The organism is Actinotalea sp. JY-7885, assembly GCF_014525465.1.
Classification (GTDB): domain Bacteria; phylum Actinomycetota; class Actinomycetes; order Actinomycetales; family Cellulomonadaceae; genus Actinotalea.
In genome coordinates this window covers 26,030-42,070 of the sequence record NZ_JACEXH010000001.1, presented here as the reverse complement: position 1 = coordinate 42,070, position 16,041 = coordinate 26,030, and the positions used below count along the sequence as shown (strand labels likewise).

The 16,041-nt window shown below is 68.8% G+C and carries 10 protein-coding genes and 1 pseudogene; 6 read left to right on the top strand and 5 right to left on the bottom strand.

Features of this window, described 5'->3' with window-relative positions:
- Positions 1-136 precede the first annotated feature (136 nt).
- The 4 genes from IDM29_RS00180 (at position 137) to IDM29_RS00165 (ending at position 6,797) form a co-directional block, all read left to right on the top strand.
- On the top strand, positions 137-1,405 hold the full coding sequence (locus IDM29_RS00180) for a hypothetical protein (protein WP_182113843.1): 1,269 nt from the start codon (positions 137-139) through the stop codon (positions 1,403-1,405).
- Positions 1,402-3,084, top strand: a complete 1,683-nt coding sequence (locus IDM29_RS00175; RefSeq protein ID WP_182113844.1) for a hypothetical protein — start codon at positions 1,402-1,404, stop codon at positions 3,082-3,084. The genes IDM29_RS00180 and IDM29_RS00175 overlap by 4 nt, the downstream gene beginning before the upstream one ends.
- Complete coding sequence (locus IDM29_RS00170; RefSeq protein WP_182113845.1) at positions 3,081-5,729, top strand: hypothetical protein; 2,649 nt, start codon at positions 3,081-3,083, stop codon at positions 5,727-5,729. Before IDM29_RS00175 ends, IDM29_RS00170 begins: the two co-directional genes overlap by 4 nt.
- A gap of 339 nt (positions 5,730-6,068) precedes the next feature.
- Entirely contained in the window at positions 6,069-6,797 is a 729-nt protein-coding gene (locus IDM29_RS00165; protein WP_182113846.1) for a DUF429 domain-containing protein, read from the top strand.
- A gap of 104 nt (positions 6,798-6,901) precedes the next feature.
- Here the strand turns inward: IDM29_RS00165 and IDM29_RS00160 are convergent, their stop codons facing one another.
- Complete coding sequence (locus tag IDM29_RS00160) at positions 6,902-7,522, bottom strand: DUF6308 family protein (protein WP_220458034.1); 621 nt, start codon at positions 7,520-7,522, stop codon at positions 6,902-6,904.
- A gap of 437 nt (positions 7,523-7,959) precedes the next feature.
- Here IDM29_RS00160 and IDM29_RS00155 point away from each other — a divergent pair, with 437 nt between their 5' ends.
- Complete coding sequence (locus IDM29_RS00155) at positions 7,960-8,787, top strand: hypothetical protein (protein WP_182113848.1); 828 nt, start codon at positions 7,960-7,962, stop codon at positions 8,785-8,787.
- A gap of 527 nt (positions 8,788-9,314) precedes the next feature.
- Here the strand turns inward: IDM29_RS00155 and IDM29_RS00150 are convergent.
- From IDM29_RS00150 to xerC, 4 genes and pseudogenes are all read right to left on the bottom strand, one after another.
- Positions 9,315-10,472 (bottom strand): annotated as a pseudogene (locus IDM29_RS00150) (IS3 family transposase).
- Positions 10,473-10,717: 245 nt separating this feature from the next.
- Complete coding sequence (locus tag IDM29_RS00145; RefSeq protein ID WP_182113849.1) at positions 10,718-11,926, bottom strand: hypothetical protein; 1,209 nt, start codon at positions 11,924-11,926, stop codon at positions 10,718-10,720.
- A gap of 193 nt (positions 11,927-12,119) precedes the next feature.
- Positions 12,120-12,419, bottom strand: coding sequence for a helix-turn-helix domain-containing protein (locus tag IDM29_RS00140; protein WP_182113850.1), 300 nt, complete (start codon positions 12,417-12,419; stop codon positions 12,120-12,122).
- A gap of 151 nt (positions 12,420-12,570) precedes the next feature.
- Entirely contained in the window at positions 12,571-13,722 is a 1,152-nt protein-coding gene (xerC, locus tag IDM29_RS17540; protein WP_182113851.1) for a tyrosine recombinase XerC, read from the bottom strand.
- A gap of 456 nt (positions 13,723-14,178) precedes the next feature.
- Between xerC and IDM29_RS00130 the strand changes: the two genes are divergently transcribed.
- Complete coding sequence (locus tag IDM29_RS00130; protein WP_223147790.1) at positions 14,179-15,867, top strand: nuclease-related domain-containing DEAD/DEAH box helicase; 1,689 nt, start codon at positions 14,179-14,181, stop codon at positions 15,865-15,867.
- Positions 15,868-16,041: the final 174 nt, after the last annotated feature.

The window sequence follows — 16,041 nt, the reverse complement described above, 5'->3', positions numbered from 1 at the left end:
GTACGCATAGTGTCGACTGTGCGGACAGCAGCCGCACCTTTTCCGCACAGGAGAGTCCCTTTTACACATGCCAGCAGACCGCTGCCGCAGCGGAACTCGCCGCCGCGGCGAGCCTGCAAGAAGGGGACGGAGCCGCGTGACAACGGACGACGCACTCCTGGGACGGCTGAGCCTTCCGGTCGCTCCCGGTGCACCGGCGACGGTGGTCTGCAAGCACCCCGCGCTGCGCCTCGCCGTCGTCGAGCGTGACTCGGTCGGACACCTGAGCGACGAGTGGGACGTCGCCGGCGTCTACCTCCTTCTCGGCCCCGTCGCCGCGGACGGGACATACGAGGCCTACGTGGGCAAGGCTGCGCTGCAGGGCCTACGGAGCCGGCTGAAGGGCCCGGACCACAGGAACAAGGTCCACTGGACCCGGGCGCTCCTGGTGGCGCGCGACGCAAGCGAAGCCTTCCACTCCGCCGAGGTCGGATGGCTCGAGGGCCGGCTCTGGGACCTGCTGAAGAACGCCCCCGCCGCGACCCTCATCAACAAGCCCCAGCCCAAGGACGAAACGCTCCACCCGTCAGAGCGCGCCTTCCTCGAGGCATGCGTCGGTCCGGTCGCCGGCCTGCTACGGGTGCTCGGCGCGTCCCCGGACACACTCGACCAGCTATCAGCGAAGCCCACCAGGAAGCGCCGCCGCTACGACGAGACCGTCTCCGACCTCATCGACGCCAAGCTCCTGTCGATTGGAGGTGGCCTGCATCCGATGGAGACGAAGTTCACGACGGTGGCGACGGTGCTCGGCGACGGCTCGCTCGAGATCGGCAACGCCAACTACAAGGCGGTGTCGGAGGCTGCCACCGTCGTCGCAGGGTCCAATCGCAATGGTTGGGACTTCTGGGGGGTTCCTTCAGGGTCTGGATCGCTCGTGTCGCTAGCTTCGCTGCGGAACCGCCTTCAGGACAACGCGAAGTCGACCTCCACCGCGCCGGCATCGGCACCGGCAGCACAGAAGCTGCCGTCGCTCGAGAGAACAACCGTCGGCACGGAGAAGCGCGCCAAGAAGGCCGCAGCGAGGCGGCAGCGGTCGTCCGGGGAGACGACCACCTCGCTGGCTGACATGGTGGCTGACGGGTTCTTGAGCCCCCCGGCGCCGGTACGGGCGACATTCCGCGGCGTGTCGTTCGAGGCCGTCGTCGACCCCCAGGGTGCCGTTGTCCTCGGCGGCCGTTCCTACACGCCCTCGGGTGCCGGAAGGGCTGCGAAGACCTCCGTCGCGGGCGCCGACGCCAGCAAGGGCGTCCTCGCCACCGACGGGTGGATCTTCTGGAGTGCGCAGGACTCCGCTGGCGAGTGGGCCACCTTGGCGGAGCTCCGGCGCCGTTACGTCGAGCAGCTGCCTGCGCGGGACGAATCGTGACGACGACTGAGCCTGCCCCCGCCGGCTCCGGTCCGGGCACGCCCCTATGGCTGCAGCGCTCACTCGATGTCCGCGAGGGGCGCGACCCGCTCGGCCTGCAGACCACCACACAGGACCGACTGACGCCGATCCTGCTCCCGGGCATCCTTGAGCTGTCCCGGCGGGCCCGGTACTTCTCGTTCCATGCCTGGCTGTTGCACACGTACCGGGAGCGGAAGTTCAAGGCCGAGAGCAGTGCCCTCTCGAGCTTCATCAAGGCCCGGGAGTGGGACTACGGCCTTGCAGTGCTCCGCTGCCCGCACGACTGTGGCTCGAGCCCGGTGGGTGCCCTCAGCCTGCGAGGCGTTGTGGCCCAGGCTGGCCCGTACCCGCGCGGGGAGTCGGTGAAGAGCGCGTTGGGCGGCTACGGGCTCTACTACCGCTCACCGATGGCCGAGCTCAGACTCGTCGCCCGTGCGGGCACCCCGCTTGGAGAGGGCCCAATCCCGATCGACGTCCTGCACGACACCGACCGCGCCCGAGGTCTTGTTGAGACCTTCAGCGCCGCCGTGACCGACACCAGCTACGTCAAGCACTGGATGTTCACCAGCGACCCGCTGCCGGCTGACGTGCTTGACGAGCTGGCCGAAACCGCCTGCCTATGCCAGCTGCGGGCCCGGCCCGAGGAGCGCAACGCCGTTCACGCTGCGCTGTTCACCATCGACGAGTACGCCGGCGCCGCAATTGCGCCCGGCGATGCCGGCGCAGCACCGGAAGGCGAGGAGGTACCGCCGCTTGTTCTCGACGCCGAGGCAGCGGTCGCCCAACGCCGGGCCAGCTTCGCTCACTACCTGAGCCTCATCGAGGCGGCTCCGACCATCGTCGGGGACGAGTCCGCGTTCCGCGAGTCCTTGTGGTCGTCGTCGGCGGCGCGGTCTGACGCCCACCGGGTCGTGGCTGGCCAGTGGGCGGGGCTCGTCGCCAAGGATGTCTGGCAGGACGCACTGTGCAGCATCTGGGCCGAGTTCGGCCGGGCCGGCTTGGACCGGGCGCGGGCTACTGGTGAGGGCCTGACCTGGACCGAGACGGGGGACCTCACCCGATCGCTGGTCGCCGGACCGCCGCCCCTCGACGCTGCGGCTCCTACAGTCGAGATCGCCGCTGCCGTTGAGGGCGGACAGGTAACCCTCCCCGGCGTCGACGGGACCCTCGCTGCGACCTCTCTCGAGAGCCTGCGGGCTGCCACGGTTGAGCTCAACACAGCCAGCAGCGGCCTGATCGTGCTGCTGGAGCTCCATCGCCGCGCCTACGGCCGGGCCGACCCCGGCTGGACCCAGACCGCCACGGTCCGCTCCGCTTGGCAGCCCTCTGTCGTCGACGTCCTCGCCGCTCTCCATACCCATCTCGCCGAAGGGCCGACCGTCGCCGACACCTTGTGGTATCTCGTGCAGCGCTACGTCATCCGCGTGCATGAGCGCATTGCCTACTCCAAGCTGCCCGAGGACACTTTCCGCTTCCGGTGGGAGGACGGCCGGATGCGCTTCTACGACAACGGCATCGGCCGGTTCCCGCTCGCCGCGATCCGCAAAGATCCGTTGGCGCTCATCTCCCTCGACCTAGGGTTGTGCACTCGCAGCGACTCAGACGAGGCGCAACTGACCGCTCGCGGAACCGCCTTCATAGCCGAGGTCTTCGGGTGAGTGGGACAGGCGTCGAGGGCATCCGCCCCATCGCCGAACTGTTTCGAGGCGACTGCGTCGCCCTTTGGGCCACCACATTCAACATCGAGCTGAGCCTGTTCAACGAATACCTGCTGCGACGCCTCGGCGACAGTCCGCTAAACGCCGTCGTGCTCGCCGACCAGCGTCGCTTGGACGAGTCGCTGGAAGCCATCCCTGCTGAGCGACTCGACACTCTCGGAGCCGTCAACCGCCGCTGGCTGCTGCGCGGAGTCCAGGTGGGCAGCGGCCGCTTCCACCCGAAGTCCTATCTGGCGGTTCGAGCGCGCACTGCCACGCTGATGGTCGGCTCCGGCAATCTCTCCACCGATGGTATCGACGCCGGCCGCGAGGTCTTCAGCTCTTTCACCAGCGGGACCCCGGTCGGTGACACCGCGCTGGCGACCTGGAGGTCCTGGATGCGCCGGCTCGTCGGCGAGTCCGGCGACACCCTGCTGGCCGAGCGCTTCGCCGATCTCGAGCAGCGCCTCCCGAAGCCCGAAGGGCTGACCGCCGTCGCAGACAGCCCGGTGTGGCACAACCTCGACGCGCCGCTCGGACCCCGCTTCTGCGACAAGGTGGCGGCAGCGGCGGACGGGCCCATCGACGAACTGATCGCGACTGCGCCCTTCTTCGACGAGGAAGCCGTGGCACTTGGATCCCTCGTACAGCGGCTCCAACCGAGACTGCTCCGGCTCTACATGACCTCGACCACCTCGGTGGCCGGCGCCGCCCTCCGCCAGCGGCTTCGCGAGGCCGGCTGCGCGGTCGAGCTGTACGCGTACGAGCCTGACCGCTTCACCCACGCCAAGCTCATCGGTGCCGTGGCCGCGGACCGGGGCTGGATGCTCTCGGGCTCGGCGAACCTCTCGCGTGCTGCGCTGACGCTTCCGCCGGGCGTGGCCAACGTCGAGCTAGCCGTCTTCGCGGAGTTGGGTGCCGAGCACCTGCGAGGCGTCTTCCTTCCTCCCGGCGTCCACGCGATACCGCTCAACCTCGACGAGCTCGAGAAGATTACCTACGACGCCGACGACACCCCCGCCCACACCAATAAGGTTCGTCTACAGCGGGCGACGCTGGTTGGTGAGGGCAGGATCCGGGCTCAGACCGAGCCGGCAGCAGAAGAGGGCTGGCAACTCGCCGACCACCAGAACCGCAGCGCACTCGTCCTTGGGATGGGCGCCGCGACGACCGCCGAAGCACTCGTCGGACCCCTCGTGCGTATCGAAGACCAGGCGGGGGAGACGCTCTCGAACTGGGTGGTGCTGGAGGACCCCGACGCACTTGCTCGCACGCTCGCCGCCACGCAGGCCGGCGGATCGTCCCGACCGGTCGAGCTCACCGGTGCCGAGCTCGACACTCCTCTCGGCCGGGCCCTGCTATACCTGCATCGCAATCTCGTCATGGACGCGGCCGAGATCCCGACGGCCACGGCCGGAGGCAGCAGCGTGGTCGGCGACGAGGTCGCCTCCAGCGACACCGACAACCTCTGGGATCGCCTCGAGCGCGAGACGCTCGGCCGCGACCCGCGCGCCGGCACCTACGGCAGGCTCGTGGCCGCACGGGCCCGAACGGACACGCTCACCGACCCCCTCGTCGAGTTGCTCGATGCGATGCGGGAGCGGACCCCGGCGGGGGAGCGCCTGCAGAGCCGTGCTGGCGGATCGGTACTCGCCAGACTGGTGCGCGAGCACACCGAGCGCGGTGAGCGAGCCCACGTGAGGTGGAGCACAAGCGCCCGCATCCGAGTGCGCACCCGCAACGTGCTTCGACGCTGGGCCTCGGCCCAGACGGACCCACGCCTCGCCTGGGTCAACCCGCTGGCCCCCCTACTCAACCTGCAGGCGGTGGCCACGGTCTTCGCCGACCTGTACCTGCGGGCCATCGACGACGACCAGCAGAGCGAACTTGACTCCGCCGACCTCGACGACCTGTGGGTCCGGTGGTTCGCGCCAATCGTCGGGACCGGCCAGCGGGACGGCTGGCTCGACCGCGCGGGACTCAGCACCGCCGAGCTCGCCGAGTACATCACCGACGGCTTCGCCGAGATCTGCAGTGCCCTCTGCTGGTTGGCCCTCCGCCCAGGCTCGTCTCGACGAGAGCGCATCATCCGTTGGCAGTCCCCGCTGGCGGCCGCGCTCGATCGGGGCCTCCTCGTTGACACCGACGACAGCGCGGCGTACGTCTCGCTAATCGTCGGTCACGAGGTATCGCGCGACCAGCTCACTACGGACTTTCTCGAAGCGATCGAGTTCGTCGACGACCGCTTGTGGTGCGAAAAGACGGCCCACGAGCTGGCGCTGGACACCCTCGACCTAGAGACCGCGGCCAGCGACAACTTCGCGAAGGTGGTCGTCCGAGGCGTCGCCGACCCACTCCACGATCCTCGCTTGGCGCGTTTGGTCGCTGCCGTCAGGGCCTACCGCAGAGTCGACGCCGTCGCCGTTTATGCCGCCGACCTCGACTGGCGCATCGTCATCGAACCCGGGCAGAGGGCCTACTTCCTCCCGCAGCTGGGCGCCGATCCATTCGAGTCGGCCGCGCTCTCGGTCGAGGACCTCGACCAGTTGGTAGCCGCGCAGCGGGTTCTGGCTGACCTCTTCCCGCCGACGGTGAAGGTCGCGTAGGCCCCCATAGCGTTGACGATGGGTCGTTCGCAGGTGGCGCTTCGAGTCGGTGGACACTGAGGCCGGCGAGGCATCCATGTTCAGTCGCCGGGGCCGGAGCCCCACTACGTGAGATGGCGAGGGCGGCCGGGGACAAGCGCAACCTCAGCCGCCAACCCGCGAATATGGGCCGTCTCGCTCGGGACATCGTCCGACCGACAAGTGGCTCCACAAACGCGCCGCGGCAGCGGGGTCCGACGGTCAGGTCCGCGAGCGCCTGAAGCCGTCCGCTCTCCGGTCGTGCGCGTCGCAGTGCATGGCGCTCTACTGACGCGCAGGAGGTGCGCGATTATAGGTCGCATGCTCACAGCAGGAATCGACCTGGCGGCGCAGCCTGCCAAGACCGGTGCGGTCGTTGTCGACTGGTCAGGGCGGGCCCCGGTGGTGGTGCAGGCCGTGCGCGGGGCCGATGACGCCGACGTGCTGGCGGTGTGCGCGGTGGTCGCCGAAGCCGGCGGCAAGGTCGGCATCGACTGCCCCCTCGGCTGGCCGCGCGCCTTCGTGGACTACGTCAGCGCCCACGCCGCACACCGTCTCCTCCCTGACCCGCTGCCGTCGTCGGCGGAGCTGCGCCTGAGAGTCACAGGCCACGTGCAGGTGGCCGCTGGCCGGCGGCCGCTGTCCGTCAGTACCGACAAGCTCGGCAGCACCCCCCTGCGGGCCGCGCGGATCCTCGCCGCCGTAGCAGCGGCCCACGGGCCCTCGGCTGCTGAGCGCGCAGGAAGAGCACTAGTGGCCGAGGTGTACCCCGCAGCCAGCCGTCACGCCTGGCGCCTGTCGCCAACCCAGCGGGACCTCGCGCCACTCATCGAGCCGCTGGACGCCCAGGTCATGCCTGCGCTGGCCGGCGCGCTCCTAAACGAGCACGTCTTCGACGCCCTCGTCGCAGCGCTGACCGCGCGGGCTGTCGCCATGGGTCAGACGGTTCTGCCGGAGCAGGACCAGGTCCAATCAGCGGAGGAGGAAGGGTGGATCCACGCACCCACCCCCGGCCACCAGCTCTCCAAACTGCGCGGTTGTGGAAGATAGGGCCGCGGCGCCCGGCGACGCCGGGCTAGGGCCCGCGAATTGTAGGAGCGTCAACGACGGCGGTCGACCGGGTGGCCAGGGCGCGCTAGCCGTCGTGGCGACGGTCACCGCCGCTTCTTCTTCGGCGCCCACATCCACAGGGCCGCGTCCAGGAGCCGTAGCCGACTCGTGTCCCCACGCACATCCCGGTCCGGCAGCCCCGCCTTCAGGGCGTCGGCGAGTTCGTCGATCGCCTCGATGATCTGCGGGGTGCCGATGAGGGCCCGATAGACCTGCGAGTCGATCCGGTAATCGCCCCTGTCCTTCTCGCCCCTCGCGGACGGGATAAGGCCCAGGTACTCGCAGCCGACCTCGTCGCGGACTGGGAACAGCTCGTATCGCTTCCGAGCGCACAGTTTCGAGGGTGTCACCCATGCATTCGGGTTCCTCGTGGCCGGGTCCGACAACGCGGCCTTGACCGCGAGGTACAGCCGCTCCATCGCGAGGAAGTCGAGAGGTCCAGCGACCAGAAGGTCTTTGTGGTCTACGTCCGCGAGTGCCTCAAGGATCGCGGGCCGGTGCGTGTTGCCCTCGAGGATCCGGCGCGTCGCACCCGACCCGACTTCCACCTTCATGAGCGTCACGGCGTGTAGATCGACGGCGGTGATGTCGCTCGGGTCGTTCGGGTGTAGTTCGACGAAACTGGCCCCCGACGTAGTCCCCGGTCCGGTCGTAGTAGCTGGCAACCCGGTCGATCGGGCGTCTTGTCGTGACGCTGGTCAGAGCCTCCATCGACTTCGTCGCCGCCGCCGCGATCAGGGTCGGGTCGACCTCCGGCCAGCCCTCGGGAACCTGCTTCCACACGTCGGCGTCGGCCATGCGGGTGATCGTTGCACGCCTTGGTGCCGCTTCGTGCCGGTCTAGTGCCTATTGGCTGTGCGAGCCCTGCCTGGCGGCATCCGGCGGCGCTCTCGGCGGGGACAGATGGATCGCGCGTCTGATGTTGTCCAGGCACCTGATGGCGGGCGACCACGCCCGTCTTCGGGCGCCGCGTCCCGGAAGTTCGAGTTCATCACTGCGCTCGAAGCTCACGATGACGGCAAATGCGGACCTTGATGGGGACCGAGGGATACGTCCTGGATGAGGCTTCCGGCTTGTCAGTGGCCGCCAGTACCCTCGGAGCATGCCCTATGAGCCAATTGTCCCCGAGGGGCAGCACCTCGGGACATCGCGCAACGTTGATGGCGCTGTCGTTGGGCACCTCTTCGAAGACGGCACAAACGAGCTCAAAGGGCATGCCGCGTGGCGCTGGGTGGACGAGCCCGAAGAGAACTACTCGTCGAGCTACGTGTACGAGGCGCCGCGTGAGCTGACACCAGAGGAGCGAGAGCTCGCCGAGAAGATCGCTGGCCTGATCCTGGCTGGCATCGTTCGGGGCGTCGTCAAGGCGACGCCGCACGTCAAGCGATGGTGGAGCGAGAAGGCTGTCCCAAGCGTGAAATCTGCGTGGAAACGTGTTCCCGCGCCGCGCAAGGCGAGCAGCCAGGTTGCGGTTGCCGAGTCTTCCGCGCTGGACCAGGCCACATTCGTCGCCTCCGCAGCGGAAGCAGAGGTCGCACACGCGAATACCAGGATTACCATGAGCCGCGCCGAGTGGGAGCGGCGATTCTTAGCGATGCTCGCGGCTGGGGCCTTTCAAGAGGAGCAGCAACGAATCCTCCGCAATGCTCAAGTCGAGGATGGTGACCGATCGCTTGAAGCGTCGAGCGCGATGGAGCAGTTGACGGCTCAGCAGTTTGCTGAACGCATCAAGCTAATGCTTGAAGCCAATCCGTTTCTGCTCAACGAGGAGACTTCGGCCAAGTTGATGAGAGTCTTCAGCGCGAGGTCGGAGTCGTCTGACGACCCGGGCAGCGGAGGACCACGGCAACGGCGGCTGGGTCCACCGGCGGCACCTGATGCGGCAGGAATCGCTATCGCATCGCGGAAGCCGAAGAACCCTGTCGAGTGAGGTTGGAACCGCATCGACGACGGGGCGGATCGGGTCAGTAGTTCTTCTCCTCGAGCAACGTTCGCCGACTCGGTCACGGCCAGCGAGTACGCCGAGCTGAAGGACGCCTGCTGTCCGTGGGCTTCTGAGCCTAGGAACTGGCGCTCACGCGGCTTGCGGTCTCCGGGTGGCGAGGCTGGTGGATCGTTCCGGCCGATAGTGTTCTGGGACCGAATGCACAGGGGCTCTCTAGGAAGGTTCGGGCCGGAGGGCCCCGGGGACTCCCGGATCCGGCCATCGGGTCCGTGCAGCCCGACGAAGGATCTCATTGACCACGGTCGGCAGGTCGCCTGCCGGTGCGATCTGCGCCTCAGCCATGCGCTGTACGACGTCGGGGTAGTCCTCCTTGAGGGCGACGCCGATCAACCGACTAGCCCAGTCCTTGAAGCTCTCATCGGACCGCTGCGTGTCGCGGCGCCTCCTCAAGAGGTCATCCCAGTTCTCGATGTTGCCGCTGGGTCTGCTGCACGGATAGGTGACAGTCGGTCTCAGGCGGCGAGTGCGACCTGAGGGGTCATGATGGTCTCGTATTCGATCGGTGTCAGGCGACCGAGCCGGGCTTGGCGTCGGCGACGGTGATAGGTCCGCTCGATCCAGGTGATGATGGCCAGTCGCAGCTCCTCGCGGGTGGTCCAGCGGCGCCGGTTAAGGACGTTCTTCTGCAACAGCGAGAAGAAGGACTCCATGGCGGCGTTGTCGCCCGCGGAGGCGACCTGACCCATCGAGCCAACCAGATCGTGGTGAGCCAGGACGCGGGCCACCTTGCGGCTTCGAAACTGGCTGCCTCGGTCCGAGTGCACCACGCATCCGGCCACGTCTCGGCGTCGCTGCACCGCGCTGACCAGGGGGTTCACTGCGATCTGGGAGGTCATGCGGTCGCTGATCGAGTAGCCGACGATCCGGTTGGAGAACACGTCCTTGATCGCGCAAAGGTAGATCTTGCCCTCGCTCGTGGGGTGCTCGGTGATGTCCCAGAGCCATAACCGGTTCGGCGCGGCGGCGGTGAACCGGCGCAGCACCAGGTCCTCGTGGGCCGGCGGGCCGGCCTTCTTGGCGTTCCTTGAGCGCTTCTTGCCGAACACCGACCACCACCGGTTGCCCGAACAGATCCGCCACACCCGCCGGTCGCAGGCGACCAGACCGGCACGGGCGGCCTCGTCGCAAGAGCCGGTAGCCGAACTCGGGGTCGTCGCGGTGGGCGTCGAACAGCGCGTTCGCGAGGTACGCCTCCGCCAGGTCGCGGGCGCTCATCGGGGCGGCGAGCCAGCGGTAGTAGGGCTGGCGGGCGAGCTTGAGGACCCGGCACGTCACCGCGACGGGGATCCCGTCGCCGGCGAGCTCAGTCACGAGCGGGTAGATCATTTTCCCGGCAGATGCGCCTGGGACAGGTAAGCCGCAGCCCGGCGCAGGACCTCGACCTCCTGCTCGAGCAGCCGCTTGCGCCGGCGCAGCTCACGCAGTTCCGCGGGCTCGCTCGCGCTCGAGCCGGGGCGGTTGCCGTCCTCCACGTCGGCATCGCGCAGCCAATTGCGCAGGCACGACTCGGCGATCCCGAAGTCAGCCGTGACCTGCTTGATCGGCGCGTCACCGCGGCGCGCGACCGCCACGACGTCCCGCCGGAACTCCATCGGATAGGGCCTGGGCACGGTGCTCATCCTTCCAGTGGCGCCCTCCGGCACCACAGGTCAGGTGTCACCTATCCGTGCAGCAGACCCTTTGTTGGTTCGCGCTGGGCCCAAGTGTCAACTCATCGTGCCACGCCGCCCCGCCGACTCAGCGGGTCACCGTCCGCAGCCGAGGCCGGTGGCCAGGTTGGGAGCCGCTGCGCGCGCCGGCCGGAGGGTGGCTCAGCACCACCGCTTCGCGGGGCGATCACGGCGACGTCAGCGCGTCAGAAGAGCGGTCCGGTCGGCAAGATGACGGCGGGCTTGGCGGACCCGTCCGGGTCGGGTCGCATGCTCAGGAATGGCACGTCCAGGCTTGTCTTGCGCCCCCGGGCACGAAACCCGCTCCAGGCTGTGCCCGCCGCTGCGCTGGCTGCTCCTGTCGCGACGGACGTAGTCAGCGTGGCGCCGACCGACACCGAGGCGAGGCCGGTCAAGGCGCCTACAACCAGCCGTTCCACTCCAGTCCGGCGAACCTCGCGCCACGCGTGCGACTCGAACGACTTCATCAGTACCTGCGCCGGCCCGGTCAGGGTGTCGTGTACGAAAGCCTGGGCGTCACGCACCGTTTGGGCGCTGAGATCCACGTTCAAGAGTGCCACGGACAGGGCCTGGAACCATGACTGGAACTCGTCCAGGCCGCGGAGCTCGGCGACTTTTCGAGCCGTGACCTGGTAGGTCGGGAAACGGAAGCCTGCCAGTGCCGCGACGTGATCTTCCGAGGGCGAAGTGGGTCGCTCGAGCAGCAGGCCAGCCAAGTCCGCGTCGAACCCCGCGACGAACAACGGCTGCAAGATTTGCGGGTAGCGCTCCACGAGTGCGAGATCCTGGCGGATCTCCCACAGGTGCTGGTAGCCGCGGAAGCGGCCCGTGGGGTGCCGTCCCCCAAGGTCCCGGTTGAAGTCGCCGATCGCGTCGCTCAGGCCGCTCTCGGAGTAGCGACGTAGCAACTCCGAGTCGACCTCGAACGCGGGCAACCCGTCAGCGAAGTCGCGGCAGGTTGCCGGAGGCAGCAGGTCAAGGGCTCCTGATGCGACCAGCGGATATAGTTCGACGAGGGCGCCCGCCGCACCCGCGAGCACCTCACGCAGCTCCGCTGGGTCCCAGCCTGAGCCTGGTGCCGTCGCCCACTCCTCGACCGTGAAGGTCAGCGGATCGAACGCCGTCGCGGCTCGGGCGTACGTCAGGAGCGTGCACACGCGATCCATGAGGTTGTTGGGACCCCACGCGAGGTCCAGGGCACGCATTGTCGTGACGTTGGGTCGGAGTTCACCGGGACGGGTCGCCCTGGGGAGAGCCGTAGGCGTCCGTGCTGCGCCCCGGAGGTGCTCAGCGAGGTCGACGCATTGGGGGCCGCTGAGGCGGCTGATGTCCTCGGGCGTGGCGGGGCCGAAGTCGGTGCCGAACCAAGCCTCGAGGACTTCGTAGGGGAACACGCCTCAGTCCTAGCGGCAACGCCGGGTGTTGGCAATGGTCGGTCAGCAGCGCGGCGTCCGGTCACGCCGCCCTGCGCATTCCAGGACCCTGCGTCGACTCGCTCGAGATGAGCAGCTGGCGCCACGCCACAGTCGTGCGTCGGCGGCCGACACGCCCCATGAGCATGGTCATTCCTCGTCGCACGATCCTCGATCAGGGGGTCGACGGTGCTGAGGGCGTCGACGGCCGTGAGGCCAAGAATTCGTCGATAGCATCGACGGGTACTTTGCAGAGTCTGCCGATGTGGATCGTGCGGATCTCGCCTGCGGCGACGAACTCGTACAGCTTGCTTCGGCCGATACCCAGAACGGCAGCAGCCTCCGGGATGCTGAACACACGCCGCTCGTCAGATTGCAGTGTGATGTTGATGATCGGCTGCTCCGCCTCGCGGATCCGTCGGCGCGACGGTGCGGTACTGGTCGAGACGAGGCGAAGGGGACTCGTGCTGGCCATGGGACCACCTCCTTATCGAAGAGCCTCAGGGTCGCTCGAACTGATAGCCGAGCCGATGACGGCTCTTCATCTGCGTGACGGCGTCATCGCCACGGCTACCCGTATCGCCTCGACGACAGGGTGTGGTGCGGATGACGGCGGCGGGACCCCCTCATTGCGCCGACGCCTGTGCGCTACGAGACCGCTTCGCCGGGGTGAACTGGTTCATCGCCGCCATGTGTCCGGACCGGACGGGTGCGATGGGGTGCCGGTAGACCTCGGCTGTAACAGCTACCGACCGGTGCCCGAGCGTGTCGGAGATGTCTTCGATGGGGACGCCCGCAGCAGAGAGCAGGCTGGCGGCGGCATGCCGGAGCATGTGCGGGTGCAAGTGCTCGAGCTCGGCCTGCTCGGCAAGTCGGGAGTAGGTCCTTCGGACGTTCGACGGATCCAAGGGCGTGCCGACGTCCGTGGTGAAGACCAGGCCTATGGAGTTTTGCCATCCCCGTCCCGCCGTCTCACGGTCGGACTTCTGCTGGGCGTGCTGAGCCTTGAGCGCCTCGACAACCGGGGGAGGGATCTCCAGCGTGCGGTGGCTGGTGCGTGTCTTCGGCGGGACGAGCACCATTGCGCCCATCGGTGTGCGGCGGAGGCTGGCGGCCACCGTGAGCGTCGGGCGCTTGCCCTTGAGCTTGACGTGCTCCCAGGTGAGCCCGGCCGCTTCTCCGGGCCGCAGGCCGAGCAGCAGGGAGACGGTGACGAGGTTGCCCAAGCGGTCGTTCGCCGCGACCTTCAAGAGTCGGCGGGCCTGCTTCACGGTCAGGCCGTAGCGCTCCGCCGTCGGTCCTGTCGGCGCACGAACCTTCGTCGCGACGTTGCGGTCGACGACGTCCCGGCGCATGGCGTAGTCGAGGACGCGCTCGGTGAGGTTGCGTGCCAGACGCATGTACCGCGCCGAACGGCCGAGCTCTTGTAGTTCGAGCAGCATCTTCTCGACGTCCGCGGCGCGCAGCTGCGTCACCGGCGTCGTCCCGATGGCACGGGAGATCCGCCCCCGAAGCAGCGAGGCGTAGTTCGAGAGGGTGTCGTCGGAGACGTGACCCTCGACGTCCCGCGCGAGCCAGAGCTCGGCGACCTCGTCGAAGGTCACGCGCCGGGACGTGAGGTCGATGCCCTTGCGATGAGAGTCCTTGAGAGCGATGAGGTTCGACTTGGCGTCCTCGCGCGTCGACCCGACGACAGCGAGGCGGACGCGCTTGCCGGTGGAATCGGTGCCGAGGTCGAGTTGGCCAACCCAGCACTTGCGCTGCCGGTTGTAGAACACAGCACCGTCCCCGCGCTCCCTGCGCTGTCGTGCCACCCTCGTCACCTCCTCCGCTGACCCCAGATCGGGCCGGTAGGCGTTTGCCTAACCGTTAGCCTAAGTAGGCCAGATGCAAGCGGGCAAAGATGGTCTTTGGTGGACTGCCGTGGCCCCTGACCTGCGAGAACGCTCTCGTTGAAGCCTGCGCCGTGCGACGAGCAGGAGCCTGGGGGTCAAGGGGTCGCAGGTTCAAATCCTGTCATCCCGACAGAGGCCAGAGGGCCGCTGAACTGGGCAGACGCCCGGATCGGCGGCCCTTTCGCTTGGTCCCGTCGAGGGCTTGGTGCACACAGAGGTGCACACATGTCGGCCCCATCGCCCCCGCAGCACGCGCGTTTGTCCTTGCTGCTCACGCACGGAGGCTTGAGCGTCGCCTCGGCTTGCCGATAGGGCAAGTGACGTCCCTCCGAGGAGCCCATGACCGTGGCACGCACCTATCCCGAGCATCCGCTGTTCCCGGACGACGGCGGAGCGGAGCAGACCGTCTTCGAGGCACTGCGCGACCACCTGCCGGACGACGTCGTCGTGCTCGCCGGCACCGCGCTGCAGGACGGCGCCAAGGAGCGTGAGATCGACCTGCTCGTGGTGTGGCCGGGGCTGGGCGTCGCGGCGATCGAGGTGAAGGGCGGGCACGTCGCTCGGGCCGACGGACAGTGGTGGCAGGGATCGGGTGCCGGGCGGCACGCGATCGACCCTGTCAGGCAGGTGCAGGACGCCAAGCACACCCTGCTGGCGTTGCTCGCCCGGCAGGGCCTCGCGGCGGCGCGGACCCGGACGGCGCACCTCGTCGCCCTGCCCCACACGTTCGTCCCGACCGACTGGGACGCGCCAGAGCTGCCGAGGACCATGCTGCTCGACCGGGCGGACGTCGCCGACGGCGGGCGTGCGGCCCACCTCGCGCGTCGGGCGATCGACGAGCACGGGGTCGGTCGCGCGCCCCTGGACGAACCTGCGGCCGAGGCACTGGTCGAGTGGCTGACCGGTGGGTTCCCGTCCCAGGCGGAGGCCCTCGCCGTCGCTGCGCAGTACGAGGACCACCTCGACCGGCTCACGCGGGAGCAGGCGGAGGCGATGCGGTTCCTCGACGCGGTCCGGCGGGTCCATGTCGTCGGTGGCGCGGGGACGGGCAAGACGTGGCTCGCCCTTGAGCACGCCCGCCGTCGTGCCCGAGCGGGGGAGCGGGTCGCGCTCATGTGCTACTCCCGCGGCCTGGCCAGGTATCTCGAGCGGACCACTGCGGCGTGGCCGGTGCGTGAGCGCCCCGCGTACGTCGGGTTGTTCCACGAGCTGCCGGTGCGTTGGGGTGCCGCTCCGGGCGACGACGCCGACCCAACCGACTGGGAGGAGCGCCTGCCGCGCGAGCTCGGCGCCCTCGCCGCGCAGCGCGCCGAGGCAGACCTGTTCGACGCCGTCGTGGTCGACGAGGCGCAGGACTTCGGCGACGAGTGGTGGGCGGCTCTGCTGCGCTGCCTGGGCGACCCCGACGGCGGCCGCCTCGCCGTGTTCTCCGACGACGGTCAGCGGGTGTTCCCCCGCGCCGGCACCGCGCCCGTCGAGCTCACCGTCATCGAGCTCGACGAGAACCTGCGCTCCACCAAGCAGATCGCCCAGCTCTGCGGCGCACTGCACGAGGGCATCACCCGCCCGCGGGGATGGGCGGGGGCGCCGGTGCGCGTCGTCGACGTTCCTGCGGACGCGGCCCTCGGCGCCGCCGATGACGTCGTCGACGCCCTGCTGGACGAAGGGTGGGAGGCCGGACAGATCGCCCTGCTCACCACCGGGCGTCGGCACCCGCTGCAGGTGGAGGCGGTCGAGGTCGCCGGGCACAAGGAGTACTGGGACGGGTTCTTCGCCGGCGAGGACGCGTTCTACGGGCACGTGCTTGGGTTCAAAGGACTCGAGCGGACTGTCGTCGTGCTCGCCGTCAACGGGATCCGAGACGCGGCGCGGGCGCGGAAGATGCTCTACACCGGGCTGTCGCGGGCGCGGGTGCTGCTCGTGGTCGTGGGGCCGCGGGGGTACGTGGAGGACGTCGGCGGGGAGGCGGTGCGGAGGAGGTTGGGGGATGCGTTGGAGTGGGAGTCTCCGGCCGATACGGCCGGGTGATCCTGCCGGCACCGGGGCGGCCATTCGTTGCGTCACATCGCTCGTGTACCCGTGAAGGCCGTGGCGAAGTCCTGAGTCGTCTTCACGGTCCACTGTGCAAGGGCCGGCGGACGGCTCTCGTCCCGCCGGGCTCCTCCAACTTCCTGGCAACGTGGGTGGAGTCGGGCGCAGAGG

What these genes read in the sequence shown, in the direction of transcription:
- IDM29_RS00165 (WP_182113846.1), top strand. Translation starts at nt 6,069, where the DNA reads ATGCTCACAGCAGGAATCGACCTGGCGGCGCAGCCTGCCAAGACCGGT.
- IDM29_RS00155 (WP_182113848.1), top strand. Translation starts at nt 7,960, where the DNA reads ATGCCCTATGAGCCAATTGTCCCCGAGGGGCAGCACCTCGGGACATCG.
- IDM29_RS00140 (WP_182113850.1), bottom strand. Translation starts at nt 12,419, where the DNA reads ATGGCCAGCACGAGTCCCCTTCGCCTCGTCTCGACCAGTACCGCACCG.
- IDM29_RS00130 (WP_223147790.1), top strand. Translation starts at nt 14,179, where the DNA reads ATGACCGTGGCACGCACCTATCCCGAGCATCCGCTGTTCCCGGACGAC.